This window comes from Ammonifex thiophilus (assembly GCF_003368535.1).
Lineage (GTDB): Bacteria > Bacillota > Desulfotomaculia > Desulfotomaculales > Ammonificaceae > Ammonifex > Ammonifex thiophilus.
The window spans coordinates 132856-150764 of the sequence record NZ_QSLN01000001.1; the positions used below are offsets into that span (position 1 = coordinate 132856).

Below are 17909 nucleotides of genomic sequence, written 5' to 3' on the forward strand. Positions count from 1 at the left end.
AGGGAGGGAGCGAATGGCGGATGAGAGTCGGTTTTTTGCTGGAGAACGGGGTCCCGTTTGTGGGCCCGCTGGTGTCCAGCGCCGCGGGGGGAAGGCGCGTGGTGGACCGGTGGTTTAAGGCCTGCGGCCTGCAGGAGGGTGGGAGTGTTTTGGTACGCGCTTTCCTGGTGCCCCAGCACCAGGGTCGGTACGAGTTGGTACTTACGGCGGGAAGGAAGATGCTACTGCGCCTTCCTGGTTTTGACGAACTCCTGGCCTGGCGCCTGCTCCGCGCGGCCCGCTCTAAGGGGATTTTAGTGGTCACCCCTCTGGTGGGGAAGAATAGGTACCCCCTGGCTAAGCTTGAAGGCTTAGGACTGGTGCTGAAGTGTGGAAGGAGGGATGGTAAAGAATGAGTTGTGTGGGTAAGTACCTGCTGCTCAAGCTCAATCAGGTGCTGGCCGAAGCATCTTCCTCCCATCGACTCGAGAGGGAGGTTCGCTTGCGGGCAGAGGACCCGGAGGTGGAAAGCCTCCTCTCCTTGCGCCCGGAGGTCAGGATAGACTCGGTTCAGGTGCTTGCCGGCCGAGTCCTCTGGGAGGGTCAGCTCGTACTCAAGCTCGACTACGTGGCCTGCTGTCCGGGAAAGCCGGTGTACACCGCCCGGGTTTCTCTTCCCCTGGCGGAGGTGGTGGAAGTGGCCGAAGCCCGGCCCGGCATGGCGGCCAGCGTTGCGGCGGAGGTTAAAGAGATATCTTTGCGGCCAGAGAAAACCTGCAGCAGAAAACTTTATCTCACGGCGCTGGTGACGGCCCAGGTGAAGCTCACGGCGCTCAAAGAACTCGAGGTCTTAGTCGAGCCTCCGCCAGGCCTGAAAGTTACCACCAAGAAGCTTAAGGTGGAAAACGTCGTGTCTTCTGCTCGGGCGCAGTGCTTTCTGGCCAGGGAAGAGCGGCTGCCCATAGATAAGCCCTCTTTGCGCGAAGTCGTGAGCACTTTAGCTTCTTGCAAGAACGTCCGCGCCGAGGTGAAGCGCGGCGGAGTCATGGTCTGCGGGGAGGTAGAGTTCCGGGTACTTTACGCAGCGGACGACGCCTCCCCGGTTTACGAAGTGCGCTTCACCCTACCCTGGGAGCATTTCGTTACCATTGAAGGAGTGGTCCCAGGCCTAGAAATCCGGGCTTTGGCCGATAAAGTTACGGTGAAGGCCAAGGCTAAGCCCAAGGGGAGAATCCCGACGCGCGAGCTCGAACTCGAGGCTCTGGTTGATTTCCAGGTAATGGTGGGTAAGGTGATCGAGGCCGAGGTGGTGACCGGGGTCGAGGGAGAAACAGAGGTCACCAAGTTGCGCGTGTGGCTGGAGCAGGTGGTAGGGGAAAAAGAAAAGGAGGAGCTCATACGGAGGGAAGTTGTCCCCACTGTGGACCCGCCGGTGGAGGAGATTTTGGCAGCAGAACCCATGCTGGCGGTGGTAAGGGAGACGGATATTCTGGACGGGATGGTGCTGGTCAAAGGAGAAGGGCTGGTGCGGGTGATTTACACCGCTAAAGGAACGGGTAAGGTTCACGCCCTAGACGTCGATCTGCCCTTCTCCCTGGCCCTCCCCCTACCTTCTGCCAAGCCGGAGCATCAGATAAGCGCCCAGGCGGAGCCGGTCTACGCCCGAGCCAAGCTGGCCGAGAAAGGCAAGGTGGCGGTGGAGGTCTTGATGGCGGTGAAGGTTAAGGTGACGGAGAGGGTGCAGGAAGAGGTGGTCACCTGCGTCAGGTTGCCGGCGGCGAAGGGGCGTCTCTTGAAGTACACCATCAGCCCGGGAGACACCCTTTACCGCCTGGCCCAGCGCTTCAGCACCACGGTGGAGGCCATAATGGCAGCCAACCCGGGTATCGATCCCTACAACCTGCAGGTGGGGCAGGTAATTTTCATCCCCTGCCGTTTCTAAAAAATTTAAGGCTGACGCCGCTTTCTCCTTGGCGAGTTTGGAGGCGTCAGCCTTTTACTTTCAGCCCATCTTCTTGGCTTCGCTTATCGCTTGCTGCATGAGTTCCAGGCTCTGCCGCAACTTTCTTATGGCCTCGCCGGTATTCTGCGCTAGCAAAGCGAGATTATCCAGTGCCCGCTCGGTGTTCCTTCTGCTAGCCAGAGCCAGCAGCAGAAGAGTAAGGAAATTGGCCAGGACGGTGGACAAGGATCCCACCTCCTCTAAAAGTTCACGTTTAAGCTTTCCAGGACGTTGGCTATTCGGTTGGCCACAGTGAACCGGTCGGAGCCGGCAAAGAGTAAGCCTACCGCTCGGTTCTCCTCGTCTACGATCAGGGAGCCACTGTCCCCGGGAAGGCTCAGCCGGGTGGTGACGAACTGGTCTTCAAAGAAGGCTTGCTCGTCGTGCCCTAGGCCTACCGAAACGGTGACGTTAACGTAGCGCACTTCCCCGGTGGTGAGGCCGGTGGTGCGGCCGCACTTCTTCACCCTCAAATCTAGGGTGGGCTCGGCGGTACCCGTCACGCGACCTATCTCCATAATCAGGGGTTCGATTAGGTCTTCCTTCACTGGGCGGGCCAGGGCGGCGTCGACGCGGTTGGCCACGTTGGTGAGGCGGAGCAGCTTGAGGCGGTAGCGGGAGCGGGTTAAAAGCTCGAGCACAGCGTTGGCCGAGCGTTCCGCAGCTCGGGCTACGGCGCAGGAAGCCGGTTCTGTCATGTAGCGCAGCGGCACTAGTCGGTAAAGGGTTCCCAGTGTGTCTCGGTCCACTGAGCCTCCATCGTAGGGGCCGGGCTGAAGCACAGGGTCTCCTATCTGGGCCCTCCCGTCGGAGCCGTTGGTGCGGTTGGCCAAAATGTGGTTGTTGGAGAGGATTAAAGGTTCCCCCGTTCGGCGGTCGTAGACCACCGCTCCGAAGGTTCCAGCCGTTATCCGGTAGTGCCCCAGGCTGACGCCCGGCCGGGCCGGGCGGTAGCGCCCAGTGTAGCTCCCCAGCAGGTAAAAGCGTCCCGTCTCCACCACGTCGGTCGCAACTCCTGCCAATCTAGGCGGTATGCGGGCTTGACGGGGGAGCTCGGCTAGGGGAAGCTTGCGCTCCACGAAAACTACCAGCGCCTCTTGGTCGGTAACCTCTCCTCGCACCGTTTTCTTCCCCCAGCCCACCCCTACTACCTGGGGCAAGCTGAGAAGCCAGGGGCGGTACCTATCGAGGACTCTCTTTTCCACGTTTCCCCCTCCGCTCTTTAAAGCCATCTCCGGGAGGCTTAAGCCTCCCGGAGAGGATCGGTTATGCCTGGGACCCTTTGGCGGTGAAGATCAGGAAGAACACCAGGATCACCAGAAGTATGAGCCATATCTCTAGTGCCACTCCCTGCATGCTTTTCCTCCTTTCGCTACGAGTTTACGGGGAGGAACAGCAAGAATATCAGCAGGATCAAGAGCAGAACCAGCCAGACGGAAACATCGATCGCCAAGGTAGAATTCATAATTTTCCACCTCGCTTTAACAATTTAGTCTAAAAATCTTGCTTAGGCTTTGGAGGTTTTTTAGGGCAAGGTGGATAGTAGTAGATGAGCAGCAACACAATCACGATGATTAGCAGTATCCACCACCAGCTAAGATCCTGCAGCCCTCCGTTCACTTCGATCTCCCTCCTTTGGGTGCTCTTTGCTGAGCATTTTATTCCTGATCACGAAAAATGTTCCAGCTGACCCCTTGTTTCCCGCGCGGGTAGCACTGCCGCCGGAGAAACATATACTGGCAATCAAGGAGGTGGAACCCTTGTGGGAGCTTTCTGGCTTGGGAGAGTTGCTGAACAAAGTGGGTAAGATCGCCGAAGCCTTGAAGGAGCTGCGGGTGGAGGTGCAGGGCAGGTGGGTGACGTTGGTCTTTAACGGGATGCAGGAAGTGCTCCGCATACGGTTGGCGCCGGAAGGGTGCAAGGACATCGGGAGACTGGAGGCAGACTTGGCCCGAGCCTTCAACCAGGGCATCATTCTTTCCCGCCAAGCGGCTAAGAAGAAGATCGAGGAAATAACCGGCTGGAGCATACCGGAAATCCCCGGCCTCTTGTGAGGGGGATAAGGCGTTATGGAACAGCGGGAAATGGAGAGCGAATGGCTGAGTTTTTTCCGCGAGCTGGTTTCCCTGCCTCTGCGCTCGACGGCCACGGTGGAGGAGCTGATTCTTCTTTTAAGCCTGGCCAACTCTTTCCTGGCCCTAGGGATAATGCAGCGGAGCGGGGGGAGGGAGCGAGCGGGAGAAGCGACTTCCTTGCTGCGCCCCTTAGCGGAAGTTCTCTCCGGGCGCAAGGAGGGCTTGGGCCCTCTTGCCTCCTTGCTGGATAATCCGGAGCTCATAGGAGCCCTGCTTCCCAAGATCTCACGGCTTTTGCAGTCCGGGGGCGAGGCTCCTCCTAAGGAAGGGCCGAGCCGGAAAACCATCCGCTGGGACTTTGGGCGGAGCGAAACCGGCGAGGCCAAGAGCACAGGTTGAGTTAACTTAATGGGCCCCGAAGGCATATAACTGGATAAAAAAGGAAGTCGAGGAGGGAGATGAAGTGGACTATACCTTGCAGGATCTCAAGTGGGTGCTCTGGGTCTTACTGTTGATTCTGCTGGCGCCTTTCATTCTGCTCTTCCTGCTTCTACTCCTGCTTTTCAACCAGAACATTTCCCGGGAAAAGGCTTTCGCTTGAAAGAGTAGGGGTGGCTCTACCAGGGCCACCTCTTTAATGGACAAGCCTCGAAAGGCTTTCCATGAGCCAGAAACCGATCCCAAAGCCTAAAAGCCCCCTTAGTGATAAGGCGAGGGGCAAAAGTTCTCTCAGCACCACATAGCCCATAGCTCCGCCGGCCAGCGCCAAGGAAAAAGGGATGGTGGAGGGAGCTAAAAGGCCGATTCCTTGTCCCAGCAGGGTGCCGAAGGGAGTGAGTAAGCTCAGGAGTAGGTTTAGGGCCAGCACCTTGCGGGGGGAAAGGCCGCCGCGGCTAAGAGGAACGGCGTTTATTACCCCCTCGGGCAAATTGTGGAGGCCTAAAGCCAGGGCGAGGAGCAAGCCCAGCTGCTCGGCCAGGGCGCTTCCCGCTCCCAAGGCAATTCCCTCCGGCAGGTCGTGCAGGGCGACGGCCAAGAACATGATCCAGCCCAGGCGCCGGTAGGACTCGGCACCCCGACCGGCAAGCCTCCTCCCTGCCAGCCATACGGAAAGAGCTCCTATTCCGGCCCCCAAGGCCGCGACGGTAAAAGGGCTTTTTCCCAAGAGGGGAGCCAAGTCGCCTAGGAGGACATTGCTCATCACTCCGCCGGCGAAGCCGGCCAGAGCGGTGAGAGGGAGGGCTTCTGACAAAAGAAGGCCTAGGAAAGCCCCGCCTAAGGTGGCTAAGCCGGCCAAGAGGCTCAGGATGAGAGTTTGCGTCACGTTGTCTTGCCCTTCACTTTAGTTTTGGGGTAAAGTTATGAAGGAATTAGCGGTAGATATGCGAGGAAACGATGCTTTTGGCTCTGGCGCGGGCAAAAATAAACCTGGCTTTGGAGGTCCGGGGCCGGCGCCCAGACGGCTACCATGAGATAGTTACGGTCTTGCAGAGCATAGAGCTGGCCGATGTACTAACCTTTGCCCCGGCGGAGGGGGGGCTTTTTCTGGAGGTTAGCGGGGAGCCGGTGCCCAAAGCAAACAACCTGGTACTGCGGGCGGCGGAGTGCCTGCGCCAAGCCACGGGCTACCGAGGCGGGGCCTTCATTCGCCTCCAAAAGAACATCCCTGTAGCGGCAGGGTTAGGGGGAGGTTCGGCGGACGCGGCGGCCACACTAGTCGCCCTCAACCGACTCTGGAGGTTGGGTTGCCCGGAGGAATTTCTGGAGCGCCTGGGGGCAGAAATAGGGGTGGATATACCTTTTTGTCTCCGGGGCGGCACGGCGCTCGGCCGGGGCAGAGGAGACGAACTCACTTCTTTACCTTCCCTGCCTGCCCTAGGGGTTCTTCTGGTCAAGCCTTTTTACGGCCTGGCCACGGCGGCCGTGTACCAAGAGTTCGATCTGCACCTCCATCCGCCCCGCTATCCCGCCGAGGAGGTAACCCACTGGCTGTATAAAGGGGAGTGGCGGCTGGCGGTGAAGTCGGGCGGGAACATGCTGGAGGAGGTGGTCTTCCGGCGTCACCCTGAGCTGCGCCGGCTAAAGGAGGAGCTTCTGGTCGCCGGGGCTTTCTACGCCGGGCTTTCGGGCACTGGACCCACCCTTTTTGCCCTTTTCCCTTCTTGGGAAGAGGCATTGGATAAGGCCCCCGTTTTTGCGGCTCAAGGATGGCGCGTCTGGGTAACTACCACGGCGCGAAGGGGCATAAGGTTGTTCCGGGGGGAGAACGATGCGGCGACTTTTACCGGTTAAGCTGGATAACTACAAGCCTTTGCGGGATGTGGTTTTCGAGTCTCTGCGGGAAGCGATAATCAAGGGGATCCTCAAGCCGGGGGAAAGGCTCATGGAGCTCCAGTTGGCTGAAGAGTTGGGGGTGAGCCGCACCCCCGTGCGTGAGGCTTTGCGCAAGCTGGAGCTCGAAGGCCTGGTGGTGATGCTCCCGCGCCGGGGGGCCTACGTGGCTGGGCTTAGCGCCAAGGATATAGCCGACATCTTTGAGGTGCGGGCGGCTTTGGAGGCTTTGGCAGCCGGTCTGGCGGCGGAGCGCATAACGGAGGAAGAGTTGGAGGCTTTGGAGCGCTCCCTGGTGGAGTTGGCCGAGGTCATGGAGACCAACGACCTGGAGGCCATCGTTTCTCTGGACACCCGTTTTCACGAGATCATATACCGGGCAAGCCGCAACGAGCGCCTGGTGCAGATCATTTCCAACCTTCAAGATCAAATCCACCGGTTTCGCCTGACCACTCTCTCCCGTCCCGGGCGCACCAAGGAGACCATCGAGGAGCACAAAAAGATAGTGGAGGCTATATCGGAGCGGCAGGCCGAGTTGGCGGCTCAGCTGGCCCGGGAGCACATAGAAAACGCCGAGAGTAGTCTGCTGGCAAGCCTTTTGCAGGAGGGGGAAAATGCTTCCCGCAATAGTGCTGGCAGGCGCCCCCAATGAAGGGCGCCTGCGCGAGGTGAGCTCCGCCCCTTTCGAGGCCTTGATCGAGGTGGGAGGGAAGCCCCTTGCCGCTTACGTCCTGGACGCCCTTTTGGCGACCGAGGACATAAGCCGGATAGTAGTCGTGGCCCCGGAGCAACTGGCTCAAGTTTACCCTAGAAACGACCGGCTGACTTTTATCCCGCCTAAGGGCAAGCTTTTGGAAAACCTGTCTTCCGCCTTGCCTCCGGTGGCCGATGCCCCCAAGGTCCTGGTGGTGACGGGAGACCTCCCTCTACTTACCCCCGCAGCGATTGGCGCTTTCCTTGGCCTGTGTCGGTCGAAGGCCGAGGTTTATTACCCGATCATACCTCGTTCGGTGTTGGAGAGGTGCTACCCGGGCATTAAGCGTACCTACGTGCGCCTGCGTGAGGGGGTATTCACCGGTGGAAACGTGGGCCTGGCTCGGCCGGCGGCCTTAGCCCGCTGCCTCAAGCAGGCGGAAAAGCTGGTGGCTTACCGCAAAAACCCTCTGCGCCTGGCTTGGCTTTTGGGACCGGGGTTCCTTTTTCGCTTCCTGGCGGGCAAGCTTTCGTTGGCCGAGGCGGAAAGGAAAGCCTCGGAGTTGCTTGGAGTGCAGGGTAAGGCGGTGATAGCCGAAATACCCGAAATCGGGTTTGATGTGGACAAGCCTTCCGATTTGGCTTTGGTGCGCCGGCTTATGGAGTTTAAGCAAGTTTAAGCGCATAAAAGCGTGAGAATACCCTTAACAACGGCTGTTTACGGCGGATTATTTCGGTTGACAAGCTTTTGCACCCATAATATAATCTCACTGAGATTTTCCGGGGTTGTGCGCGCAAGCACAAGATTTTACGGGGGGAAGGGTCTGGTCACAAAGAGAAGGAGGTGGATGAAAGGCCAGTAGCGTAGCCGGGAGGTATTATGAGCGGGATGCAGGTGGCTATCTTTTTTAGAACTTCTACTGAGGAGAAAGGGGGCAGCGGTTGAAAGCCATGTTTAAGCCAAAAGTTCCCCAGAAAGAGATAAAGTACGAAGAGTTGCGCATCTACACGGACGAAGAGTTGCGCAATCCCACCGACGAGGAAATGAAAAACTTCAAGATTAAGCACGACATTCCCCTCCTGGAGCAGCTAGAATCGGGACCCTGGCCCAGCTATGTGGCGGACCTCAAGGTAGAAGCCTGGCGCCGCCGCAGGCTGGCTGATGATCGGATGATGATCCCCCGCGATGTGGTGGAAGACCTCCTGGGTCAGGTAGAACTTTCCTTCGTCCATGGTGAGACCCACTGGAAGCATGGCGGTATCGTAGGCGTTATCGGTTACGGTGGCGGAGTTATCGGTCGCTACTCCGACCTCCCTGACAAGTTCCCCGGCATCGCCCACTTCCACACCATCCGTGTAAACCAGCCTGCCAGCAAGTTCTATAAGACCGATTTCCTGCGAGCCATCTGCGATCTCTGGGAGTTCCGCGGTAGCGGCATCTTGAACCTACATGGTTCCACTGGTGACCTGGTCTTTCTGGGCACCACCACTGAGCAGTTGGAGCCTATCTTCCAGGAGATGGCCCACCACCTCAGTCAGGATCTGGGTGGCTCGGGTTCCAACCTACGTACGCCCGAGTGCTGCGTGGGTAGGGCGCGCTGCGAGTACGCTTGCTACGACACTCAGGACGTCTGCTACGAACTCACCATGCATTACCAGGACGAGTTGCACCGTCCGGCCTTCCCCTACAAGTTCAAGTTTAAGTTCAGCGGTTGCCCCAACGACTGTGTGGCTTCTATCGCCCGCGCAGACCTGTCGGTTATCGGTATCTGGCGGGACAAGATCCGCATCGACCAGGACGCCGTACGGGCCTACATCAAGGGAGACCTCATTCCCAATGCTGGGGCGCACCGGGGCCGGGACTGGGGCAAGTTCGACATCCAGAAGGAGGTCATCGACCTCTGCCCCACCAAGTGCATGCGTCTGGAGGGTGAAGAGCTTTACATTGACGACGAGAACTGCGTCCGCTGCATGCACTGCATCAACGTGATGCCGCGGGCCCTGCGCCCGGGTACCGACACTGGTGCCTGTATCCTGGTGGGCGGCAAGGCTCCCATCCTAGAGGGTGCCCAGCTCTCCATGGTGCTGGTTCCCTTTATGAAGTTGGAGCCGCCTTACGACAACCTCAAGGAGCTCATCGATAAAATCTGGGAGATCTGGATGGAAGAAGGAAAGAACCGCGAGCGCCTAGGCGAGCTCATCCAGCGCATGGGTCTGTGGCGCTTCCTGGACGCTATCGGTTTGCCGCCGGCGCCGCAGATGGTCTGGCATCCGCGGACCAACCCCTACATCTTCTGGAAAGAAGAGGACGTGCCGGGCGGCTTCAAGCGCGACATCAACGACTACCGGTCGCGGCACGCAAGATAAGGGAGGTGGGGAAGAATGGGTCTTTCTACTACTCGGTTTGGCGTTTTCAATCCGGAAAAGCCGCATGAGAACCGCATAACGGACATAGGGCCGCGTCACTTCTGGGAGTTTTTCCCGCCTATTATCCAGCGCAACTACGGCAAGTGGCTTTACCACGAGATTCTGGAGCCGGGCGTGCTGGTGCACGTGTCGGAGACGGGGGAGAAGGTCTATACGGTGCGCGTGGGCGGCATGCGCACCATGTCGGTAGCTTTCGTGCGGGAGATTTGTGATATCGCCGACAAGTATTGCGACGGTTACGTACGCTTCACCACCCGCAACAACATCGAGTTCATGGTGGACAGCGAAGAGAAGCTAGAGGCGCTCAAGAAAGACCTGGCCAGCCGCAAGTTCTATTCCGGGAGCTACAAGTTCCCCATCGGCGGCACGGGGTGCAGCGTGACCAACATCGTGCACACGCAGGGTTACGTGCACTGCCACACGCCGGCCACCGACGCTTCTTCGGTGGTAAAGGCGCTCATGGACGAACTCTTCGAGTACTTCCAGAGTATGACCCTGCCGGCCAAGGTGCGGATCGCGCTGGCCTGCTGCCTTAACATGTGCGGTGCCGTACACTGCTCGGATATCGCCATGGTGGGTATCCACCGCAAGCCTCCAGTAATCGACACCGAGTATGTGGCCAAGCTTTGCGAAATTCCCACGGTCATCGCTTCTTGCCCGCTGGGTGCCATATCTCCGGCCACCACGCCCGACGGCAAGAAGACGGTGAAGATCCGCGAGGACCGCTGCATGTTCTGCGGTAACTGCTACACCATGTGCCCGGCCCTGCCCATTGCCGACAAGGAAGGCGACGGTATCGCCATCGTGGCGGGCGGCAAGGTCTCCAACCGTATCTCGCCGCCGAAGTTCTCCAAGGTAGTAGTAGCCTACCTTCCCAACAACTTCCCGCGCTTCCCCGAGGTGTGCCAGACCGTCAAGAAGATCCTGGAGACCTATGCCAAGCACGCTCGGAAGTACGAACGGCTGGGTGACTGGGTCGAGCGGATCGGTTGGGAGAGGTTCTTTGAGCTCTGCGAGCTTCCCTTCACCTACCACCTGCTGGACGACTACCGCTTGGCTCTTGACACCTACCGGACCAGCACCCAGTTCCGGTTCACGGAGGCAGCTTGGGAGGTTTCTAAGGCGGCGCGCGGGATATAGTAGAGTAAAAAGGGGTTGATTTGCATGCTGGAGGACATCAAAAACGCCATCGTCGAGTACCTCACCAACGCTAAGAAGTCGAAGCACTACTTTAAAGACATTGAAAAGGCCGTAAAACAGAAGTTTCCCAATGCCAGCGCACGCGACATTAAGAAGGCTTGCACCGAGTTGGTGAACGAGGACAAGGTGGCGTACTTCTCCACAGGCAGCACCACCATGTACTGCCTGAAGGGAAGGGAAGCCGAGACCACTGATATGGAGTAGCTTGGGCCTTGATGGCTGGCGGAGGCTGCCTTTCACGGCGGCCTCCGCCTACTTTCCTTTAGGGCGGGGCTTAAAGGGAGGGTTTTTAATGGAGAAAGAAAGCGATTTCAGAAGGTTTGAGGCCGAGCAACAAGTAAGGCTGGGCGAGAATCCGGAATGTGCCACTTCTCTTTATAACCTGGGGGTTCTGGCCTTGCGGGAAGGGCGGCTGGAAGAGGCGGAGGACTATTTCCTGGAGGCCATTAGGAACGGGCTGAGGATGTTTGAAGCCTGGGTTAACTTGGGTTATATCTACTTTAAGCGGGGAGAGTTGGAGAAGGTCATCGAGGCTAACAAGGCCGCCGTGGAGATCGAGCCGCGCTACTCGCGCGGTTATGCCAACCTCGGTTTCGCTTACCTGCAACTGGAGCATACAGAGGAGGCCATTGCGGCTTTGGAAAAGGCCTTGGAGCTGGAGCCCAGGATGGCTCAGGCTTGGTGCAACTTGGTGAGCGCCTACCTGCAGAAGGGGGATATCGATAAGGCTATAGAAGTGGGCAGGACCGCCGTAGAGGTGGCTCCTGACTTTGGACTGGCCCACAATAACTTGGCCTGCGCTTACTACCTGAAAGGAGACTACGAGCGGGCCGCTGAGCACCTGGAGTTGGCGCTCAAATATCATTTCCCCGTTCACCCCGAGTTTCAGGAAGCCTTGAAGCCTTACCTTAAGCGGGGGAAGGAAGAATGAGGGAAGAGGTTCGCGCCGCTTACGAAGAGTTGGTGGCTTGGACCGATCTCATCTTCGCCCAGATGTGTGAGAAGTTCGGCAGCCTGGTGAAATGTCGGCCCGGGTGCACCGACTGTTGCTACGCCGTCTTCGGCCTTTTCCCGGTGGAGGCGGTGTACCTCAAAGAGAAGTTTGACGAGTTGCCGGAGGAGCAGCGTCAGGCGGCTCTGGAGCGGGCTGCCGAGGCGGAAGAGCAGCTCATGGAGCTTAAGCGCAAACTGGCCCGCCACCCGGACGACCCCTATATGCAGCACCGGATAATGGCCCGGGAGCGTGTCCGCTGCCCACTACTCGACGGTAAGGGCGAGTGCATCCTTTACTCCTTCCGCCCTTTGACCTGCCGGGTTTACGGTATCCCGGTGCTGGTTAAGGGCCGAGCTCAGATCTGCTGGAAAGCAGGATTTGAACCCGGCGAGAAGTACCCCACCTTCAATCTGGACACCGCCTACCGCGAGCTTTATCGCCTTTCCCAGGAGCTTCTGGGGGACGAAGAAAAGGCAGGGTTCTTGCTTTCCCTGCCCATGGTACTGCGTACCTCGGTAGAGGAGCTGCTATCTGGAAACTGGAAACTCTAAATCTTACCAGCCCCGGCAGCGACGGTGCTGACGGCACCTGCTTCTGCGGCGTTGGCAGCGACCGTACACGCCGGGCAAACTCGACGGAGCGGCTACACGGCCGCGTACTTCCATCGAGGAGGGTATAGATCCCTCCTTCGTAGCTATAATGGCCCCCTGAGGGCAGACTCTCAGGCAGGCTTGGCACTCCACGCACTTATTAGGATCAATCGAGGCCACGCCCTCTACCAGCGAAATGGCTCCCCGTCGGCAGGCGCTGAGACAGGTGCCGCAGCCGCTACAACGAGACTGGTCTACCACCATCATTTTTATCAAGACCTTTCTTAAGAGTTTTTGAGCCGCAGTAAGGCTTCGGCGGCCAGATCTCTCACTCTGTACGTCAGGAAGCCGCCCCGAGTGTAGAAGCATACCTTCTCTTCGTCCTGCTTCAGGACCTCGAGCTGCGGGATGGCTTCTGTTATCCCTAGCATTCCTGCCAGCCGAACAGCGTAGCCGCGCACGGCTGGCTGGGGACTTTGTAGGAACTGCAGCAGGCGGGGGGTTATCTTGCGCAGGAGTTCCGGTTTGGCCTCGGCCACCCGGCTGAGCGCCCGCAGGACCGGTTCCTGTAGCGAAGGATCCTCCAGGAGCGGAAAGAGTCGGGGAAGGTAGCGGGCAAAGGTATCAGGGGCGCGAGCCACAGTCTCCCCTATGGCGTCAATGCAACCCCAAGGGGAGGCGCTGGAGTCGCCGAAGTGGTTGAAAAAGCCCTGAAAAACGGCTACCGCTGCTGCCGGCTGGCTCTCCAGCAAGCAGGCTAGCGTGCGGCCTAAAGCCTCAGCGGCGCGCAGACGGGTGAGTTCCTCCCCGGCGCAGAGAAGGCGCTGAAGATACCGAGTCACCTTCTTATCCTGCTGGGCAGCCGCGATTATGGGTTCCAAGCGGTACTCTGCTATCAGTCGCTCCACTTCCTGCTTGCTCAGAGGTATGGGAGGAGGAAGCGTCTCCTTTTCCCCTTTGGAGAATTTTACCGGCCGGGCGCCCTCGAACCTCTTCTTCAACCCTTCTCGAGCGATCTCCTGCAGATCTTCGTTCAGGCGCACAAAAAAGAGCGCCCCTTTAACCCGCCTTCCCTGCCACATCCCTTCCGGAACCACGAAATGCCCCTCTAAATGGTAGCCCTCAACTATTTCCTGGCGGTAATCTTCATCGGGTAAAAGGCTCCAGGCCAGGTCCCAGTCCAAATTACAGGCGAAGACCAAAGCGTCAACGAAGGCCGCGCCCAGGTTGCGCCCGGTGGCATCGTAAGCGTAGACCGCGCCGCATTGGGGGCATTGCCCTACCGGCATAAGGGAGGGCCTTTCCGGAGGACTTATCTCCTGCGGCCGGGGTATAGGGAAGCGGCAGAAAGGGCAAAGGGCCGGCTCAATCTTCTGGTGCAGCTTCGGGGGCAAGGCCATGACCTTTTTAATCGTCCCTCCCGGGAATTTCGATGGTGGCGCAGGTGCTGCCCGGACCGCAGGATTTAGTGGTAATCTTAGGGCCCTTTCCCTTGGTTCCCATCACATAATTCACCCGACTTACAACCCGCTCCAGGTTGCGCGAGTGGCACTCCGGGCACTCGAGCACCACTTCCTCTTTAGGGTCGAGGAAGAGCTTTTCGAACAGGTGCCCGCAAGCAGAACATTTAAACTCGTAAATGGGCATGACGGCATGTCCCTCCGGTGGGTCTGCTCTTTTACCCTATAGCTTAGCAGGAGCGCGGGAGAAAGTCTATTGGTTGTTGGTAACCAGTGCGCGGGGAACTACTTCTCCAGAAGCAAAGTGTACTCGGGACCTTCCCCTTGCACGGTTACGGCCCAGCCTCGGCTTCGAGCCAGCCTGCTTATGTTCTCCTTGGAAGCCCCTGAATCTACCAGGACCTTTATCCTTCCTTTCCCTCCTAAGCGCTCCATTTCCCGCTTTACCATCAGCACCGGCTCGGGACAAAGCAAACCGCGTGCGTCAACCAGGCTTTCCACTATTGCCACCTCCTCACATATTTTGCTTCGCTACGCCTGGGCCTGCCGCCTGGCGGCTATGGGGCGACTGAGCCACCCGATGAGGGCGGTGACGACCAGCCCGAAGACGACGGCGAACTGGCCGTTAGGGGGCAGACCCTGGGGCGAAGCCGCCAAGTTAAAGTTGTGCGCGATAGCTGCGCCCACGATCATGCCGACTACCGCTGTGGCTGCATCTGTGTTTCCTTCAGCGGCCGCGACCAGTTGCCGCAACGGGCAGCCCCCCAGAAGCACGGAGGCCAAGCCCCCCAAAGTCATGCCCAGGAAGTTCCAAAGGGCTTCCGTATGGGCGATCGGTTGCCCGGCAAAGCCCAGTTTGAAGGTGTGCAGCCAGAAAATGTTGCCCAGAAAGGCGGTTATGAGGATGGCAAAGAAGCCGGTGAGGAGATAGGTTTCACGGAAGAAGAAATAATCCCGGAAGCCGCCTACCATACAAAGGCGCACGCGCTGGGCCAGAAAGCCCAGGATTAAGCCGGCGGTCAGGGAGAGGAGCACCGGAGCATGCATGCTCCCCGGGCCGGTCTTGCTCTGCAGGATGAAAGAAGGTTTTGCGAAGATGAAGATCAGCAAAATAAGCATCATACCGGGAAAAAGATAGCCTCCCACGCGGCCTTGCGGTTGGGCCCTTCCCAGGCTGTATCCCCGGTTGATAAAGAAAATGCCGGTAATTACCCCCGCTATCAGCCCCGCCAAACCTACCAGGGCGTTGAGGTCACCGGCGGCCAGGCGCAGCACCATGCGCAAGGGACAGCCCAGAAAGGCCAGGAAACCTATCATGGCAAAAAAGCCCAGAGTGAACCGGGTCCAGGGAGCGGCTCCCCCTACCGGCCTAAACTCCCTGGTGAAAAGTGCGGTGAGCCAAGCTCCCAGCACCAGCCCCACAATCTCCGGGCGCAGGTACTGAACTTTGGTGGCGTGGTCAAGCCCCAAGGCACCAGCGATGTCCCGCAGGAAACAGGCGATACAAAACCCCATGTTAGGCGGGTTGCCGAACTTCATGAGCAGGAGAGCCAGGACGCCCACCACCACACCCGCCACTCCTATACGAACCTTGTCCGACAAAACAAACCCCTCCGCGCGAATTTTTTAAAATTTCGTTTCGGTGTGGCGAGGGGCAAATCCTTCTGTTTAGTTATAAGGGAGATAAAATCGTTTTATTGTTTCGTAGCGAAGCTGAGGAAAAGCTGGGCCAGGTAGGGCAGAGTGCGGTGGCGGGAATAAACCAGGTAAAGCTTCCTTTCGAAAGAGAGTCCTTCTAGCCGGCAGAAGCAGAGGTTTCCCTTGTGGCGGCGGTTTTCGGCTGCCCAGCGCGAGACGAAAGCTCCTCCCAGTCCCGCCTCCACGGCGGCCAGCACGGCCTCGGTGGTGCTGAACTCGGCCACCACCCGCAGCCTTTCCAGGGGAAAACCCTTTTGCCGCAGGCGCTCTTCCACCGTCTGCCGGGTCCCCGATCCCTTCTCCCTTCCCACCAGCTCCAGCTGAGGCAAAAGCTCCAAGGGGATCATCTCTTTGCCGGCCAGGGGGTGCGTGGTAGGCAGAACCAGGATTATTTCGTCGGTGGCGAAGGGGACGGCTTCTAAGGCGAGAGAAGAGGGCGGGGCCCCTACGGCGCCCAGGCAGATCTTGTGCTCCAGCACCTGCTGCCAGACCTTTTCCGTGTCGGTTATTTCTAGGTTTACCTGGACCTGGGGGTACCTTTCCCGGAAGCGCCGTATAAGTTGGGGAAGGACGTAGTGCCCCGGGATGGTGCTAGCGCCGATATTGAGAGTCCCCCTCACCGAAGCAGAGAGGCTGCGCACGGCCTGCTCGGCTTCCTCCAGGGTTTTTATGATGGTGCGGGCGTAAGGGAGCAAAGCCTGCCCGGCTTCCGTCAAGGTTACCTGGCGTTGGTCGCGATCTATAAGTTTTGTCCCTAAGTGGGACTCTAAGAGAGCTATGTGCTTGGAAACGGCGGGCTGGGTAAGGTCGAGCTCTCTCGCCGCCGATGAAAAAGACCCTTTATCGGCTATAAGGACGAAAGTTTTAAGCCAACTGAGCTTCATCGCTTAGGCCTCCGGCGCGGTTAGTCGCCAAGCTCAGCATAACTTTTCGAAATATGCGCGGTCAAGGGTTTTAAAATAAGAGGATTTGCGGCCTGCTTGCCGAAAGAACTTCCTTCGGGTAGAAGTTTGCTTGAGCCAAAAGCTTATTAATTTGTAGGAAACTTGTGCTTGGGGAGAAGAGCAGAAATATGGAACTTACGGCAGTAATTCTGGCGGCTGGTAAGGGGACGCGGATGAAGTCCCGCCTTCCCAAGGTGCTGCATAAGGTTGCCGGGCGGCCTATGCTGGAGTTCGTGCTGGAAGCGGCGAAGGAGGCCGGTGCCTCCCGGACGATCGTGGTGGTGGGGCACGAGGGTGAGGAGGTAGCGGCGGCGGTAGGGGACAGGGCGGAAATAGTCTGGCAGCGGGAGCAGCTGGGCACGGGCCACGCCCTCTTACAAGCGAGGGAAGCGCTGGCTGGCTATGAAGGGGACATTTTGGTGTTACCTGGCGACGTCCCGCTGGTGCGGGGGGAAACCCTGCGCTCCTTCTGGCAGTTGCACCGGCGGAAAGGGGTGGCGGCTACGGTGTTGACTACCGAGTTGGAGGACCCCACGGGCTACGGGCGTATCGTCCGGGATGCCGAAGGGAGGCTCAGGCGCATTGTGGAGCACAAAGACGCAGCGCCGGCCGAGAGGGAGATCAAAGAGGTTAACACCGGCATTTATTGTTTCCGGCCCGTTGTCTTCCAGGTTCTTCCCAAGATAAGGCCGGATAACGTGCAGAAGGAGTACTACCTGACCGATGCGGTGGATCTGCTTCTGCGGGAAGGGCTGGAGGTAGCCTGTTTCAGAGGGGAAGATCCGGAGGAATTTCTGGGTATCAACGATCGGCGACAACTGGCGGAAGCGGAAGGGATAATAAGACGGCGGGTGGCGGAGAAGCTTATGGAGGCGGGGGTGACCATACTGGCCCCGGCACTCACCTTCATCGATCCAGGCGTGCGGGTGGGAGCGGATACCGTCATTTACCCCTTCACCTTTCTAGAAGGGGAGACTACGGTAGGGGAGAGCTGTGTCATAGGCCCCTGGTCGCGTCTTAAGGACGCCGTCTTGGGCCGGGAGGTGGTGATAGAGGGAGGGGCGGTGATAATCGGGGCCAGGCTGGAGGACGGGGCCAAAGCAGGTCCTTTCGCCTACCTCCGCCCAGGCACGGTGCTAAGGCCTGGAGCTCGGGTCGGCACCTTCGTGGAGGTGAAGAACTCGGTGGTGGGGCCGGAGAGCAAAGTTCCGCACCTGAGTTACATCGGCGATGCGGAGATAGGGGCTAAGGTCAACGTGGGTGCTGGCACCATCACCTGCAATTACGACGGGGAGCGGAAGTGGCCCACCGTCATAGAGGACTTCGCCTTCATCGGGTCTAATACTAACTTGGTGGCTCCTGTGCGCGTGGGCCGCGGGGCTTACGTAGGAGCCGGCTCCACCATCACCAAAGACGTGCCTCCTGATGCCTTAGGAATAGCTCGGAGCCGGCAGGTGAACATTCCCGACTGGGCTAAAAAGAAAAGGCGGTGAGATGGAAAGTGGCTTTGTTCTCG

23 protein-coding genes are annotated in these 17909 nt (G+C 58.7%); 14 read left to right on the top strand and 9 right to left on the bottom strand.

Translation table 11 applies throughout. The annotated features are described in order from the left end of the window. Positions 1–20 precede the first annotated feature (20 nt). Both DXX99_RS00800 and DXX99_RS00805 read left to right on the top strand, forming a co-directional pair. Positions 21–395 carry a hypothetical protein gene (locus DXX99_RS00800; protein WP_115791612.1) on the top strand — a complete coding sequence of 125 codons (375 nt, stop codon included), beginning with the start codon at positions 21–23 and terminating at the stop codon, positions 393–395. Then, positions 392–1921 carry a DUF3794 and LysM peptidoglycan-binding domain-containing protein gene (locus tag DXX99_RS00805; RefSeq protein WP_115791613.1) on the top strand — a complete coding sequence of 510 codons (1530 nt, stop codon included), beginning with the start codon at positions 392–394 and terminating at the stop codon, positions 1919–1921. Before DXX99_RS00800 ends, DXX99_RS00805 begins: the two co-directional genes overlap by 4 nt. A gap of 60 nt (positions 1922–1981) precedes the next feature. Here the strand turns inward: DXX99_RS00805 and DXX99_RS00810 are convergent, their stop codons facing one another. Both DXX99_RS00810 and DXX99_RS00815 read right to left on the bottom strand, forming a co-directional pair. Beyond that, positions 1982–2167: a hypothetical protein gene (locus DXX99_RS00810; RefSeq protein ID WP_115791614.1), complete on the bottom strand. Its 186-nt coding sequence runs from the start codon at positions 2165–2167 to the stop codon at positions 1982–1984. 14 nt (positions 2168–2181) lie between these two features. Next, entirely contained in the window at positions 2182–3186 is a 1005-nt protein-coding gene (locus DXX99_RS00815; protein WP_165847635.1) for a chymotrypsin family serine protease, read from the bottom strand. A 555-nt stretch (positions 3187–3741) separates the two neighbouring features. Between DXX99_RS00815 and DXX99_RS00820 the strand changes: the two genes are divergently transcribed. The 3 genes from DXX99_RS00820 (at position 3742) to DXX99_RS11395 (ending at position 4657) form a co-directional block, all read left to right on the top strand. After that, positions 3742–4035, top strand: coding sequence for a YbaB/EbfC family nucleoid-associated protein (locus DXX99_RS00820; RefSeq protein ID WP_165847636.1), 294 nt, complete (start codon positions 3742–3744; stop codon positions 4033–4035). A 15-nt stretch (positions 4036–4050) separates the two neighbouring features. Continuing rightward, positions 4051–4455, top strand: coding sequence for a hypothetical protein (locus DXX99_RS00825; protein ID WP_115791617.1), 405 nt, complete (start codon positions 4051–4053; stop codon positions 4453–4455). A gap of 64 nt (positions 4456–4519) precedes the next feature. Next, entirely contained in the window at positions 4520–4657 is a 138-nt protein-coding gene (locus DXX99_RS11395) for a hypothetical protein (protein ID WP_015740052.1), read from the top strand. 33 nt (positions 4658–4690) lie between these two features. Here DXX99_RS11395 and DXX99_RS00830 read toward each other — a convergent pair whose 3' ends face one another. Next, positions 4691–5380, bottom strand: a complete 690-nt coding sequence (locus DXX99_RS00830; RefSeq protein WP_115791618.1) for a ZIP family metal transporter — start codon at positions 5378–5380, stop codon at positions 4691–4693. Positions 5381–5451: 71 nt separating this feature from the next. On the opposite strand from DXX99_RS00830, the gene DXX99_RS00835 reads away from it, so the two are divergent. The 8 genes from DXX99_RS00835 (at position 5452) to DXX99_RS00870 (ending at position 12252) form a co-directional block, all read left to right on the top strand. Continuing rightward, entirely contained in the window at positions 5452–6348 is an 897-nt protein-coding gene (locus DXX99_RS00835; RefSeq protein ID WP_115791619.1) for a 4-(cytidine 5'-diphospho)-2-C-methyl-D-erythritol kinase, read from the top strand. Next, positions 6326–7039, top strand: a complete 714-nt coding sequence (locus DXX99_RS00840; RefSeq protein WP_115791620.1) for a GntR family transcriptional regulator — start codon at positions 6326–6328, stop codon at positions 7037–7039. The genes DXX99_RS00835 and DXX99_RS00840 overlap by 23 nt, the downstream gene beginning before the upstream one ends. Continuing rightward, a complete protein-coding gene (locus DXX99_RS00845; RefSeq protein WP_115791621.1) occupies positions 7002–7760 on the top strand; it encodes a nucleotidyltransferase family protein in 759 nt (252 codons plus the stop codon). Before DXX99_RS00840 ends, DXX99_RS00845 begins: the two co-directional genes overlap by 38 nt. 271 nt (positions 7761–8031) lie before the next feature. After that, positions 8032–9447, top strand: a complete 1416-nt coding sequence (dsrA, locus tag DXX99_RS00850) for a dissimilatory-type sulfite reductase subunit alpha (RefSeq protein WP_115791900.1) — start codon at positions 8032–8034, stop codon at positions 9445–9447. Positions 9448–9462: 15 nt separating this feature from the next. Next, positions 9463–10647 carry a dissimilatory-type sulfite reductase subunit beta gene (gene dsrB / locus DXX99_RS00855; RefSeq protein WP_115791622.1) on the top strand — a complete coding sequence of 395 codons (1185 nt, stop codon included), beginning with the start codon at positions 9463–9465 and terminating at the stop codon, positions 10645–10647. A gap of 24 nt (positions 10648–10671) precedes the next feature. Next, a complete protein-coding gene (locus DXX99_RS00860; RefSeq protein WP_115791623.1) occupies positions 10672–10911 on the top strand; it encodes a dissimilatory sulfite reductase D family protein in 240 nt (79 codons plus the stop codon). 88 nt (positions 10912–10999) lie between these two features. Then, on the top strand, positions 11000–11638 hold the full coding sequence (locus DXX99_RS00865; RefSeq protein ID WP_115791901.1) for a tetratricopeptide repeat protein: 639 nt from the start codon (positions 11000–11002) through the stop codon (positions 11636–11638). Then, positions 11635–12252 carry a YkgJ family cysteine cluster protein gene (locus DXX99_RS00870; RefSeq protein WP_115791624.1) on the top strand — a complete coding sequence of 206 codons (618 nt, stop codon included), beginning with the start codon at positions 11635–11637 and terminating at the stop codon, positions 12250–12252. Before DXX99_RS00865 ends, DXX99_RS00870 begins: the two co-directional genes overlap by 4 nt. Before the next feature lie 3 nt (positions 12253–12255). On the opposite strand, the gene DXX99_RS12050 is transcribed toward DXX99_RS00870, so the two are convergent. The 6 genes from DXX99_RS12050 to DXX99_RS00900 all read right to left on the bottom strand — a co-directional run bounded on the left by DXX99_RS12050 (position 12256) and on the right by DXX99_RS00900 (position 16333). Next, a complete protein-coding gene (locus tag DXX99_RS12050) occupies positions 12256–12660 on the bottom strand; it encodes a DUF362 domain-containing protein (RefSeq protein WP_115791625.1) in 405 nt (134 codons plus the stop codon). Continuing rightward, a complete protein-coding gene (locus DXX99_RS00880; protein WP_134642920.1) occupies positions 12576–13685 on the bottom strand; it encodes a DVU0298 family protein in 1110 nt (369 codons plus the stop codon). Before DXX99_RS00880 ends, DXX99_RS12050 begins: the two co-directional genes overlap by 85 nt. A 13-nt stretch (positions 13686–13698) precedes the next feature. Then, on the bottom strand, positions 13699–13938 hold the full coding sequence (locus DXX99_RS00885) for an FmdB family zinc ribbon protein (protein ID WP_115791627.1): 240 nt from the start codon (positions 13936–13938) through the stop codon (positions 13699–13701). Positions 13939–14036: 98 nt separating this feature from the next. Then, positions 14037–14252: a sulfurtransferase TusA family protein gene (locus DXX99_RS00890; protein WP_115791628.1), complete on the bottom strand. Its 216-nt coding sequence runs from the start codon at positions 14250–14252 to the stop codon at positions 14037–14039. Between the two features lie 30 nt (positions 14253–14282). Beyond that, positions 14283–15353 carry a YedE family putative selenium transporter gene (gene yedE, locus DXX99_RS00895; protein ID WP_115791629.1) on the bottom strand — a complete coding sequence of 357 codons (1071 nt, stop codon included), beginning with the start codon at positions 15351–15353 and terminating at the stop codon, positions 14283–14285. Between the two features lie 92 nt (positions 15354–15445). Continuing rightward, a complete protein-coding gene (locus DXX99_RS00900; RefSeq protein WP_115791630.1) occupies positions 15446–16333 on the bottom strand; it encodes a selenium metabolism-associated LysR family transcriptional regulator in 888 nt (295 codons plus the stop codon). A gap of 188 nt (positions 16334–16521) precedes the next feature. Between DXX99_RS00900 and glmU the strand changes: the two genes are divergently transcribed. Then, positions 16522–17886 (top strand): bifunctional UDP-N-acetylglucosamine diphosphorylase/glucosamine-1-phosphate N-acetyltransferase GlmU, encoded by a 1365-nt coding sequence (gene glmU, locus DXX99_RS00905; RefSeq protein WP_115791631.1) that lies wholly within the window; start codon positions 16522–16524, stop codon positions 17884–17886. The last annotated feature ends 23 nt before the right edge of the window (positions 17887–17909 follow it).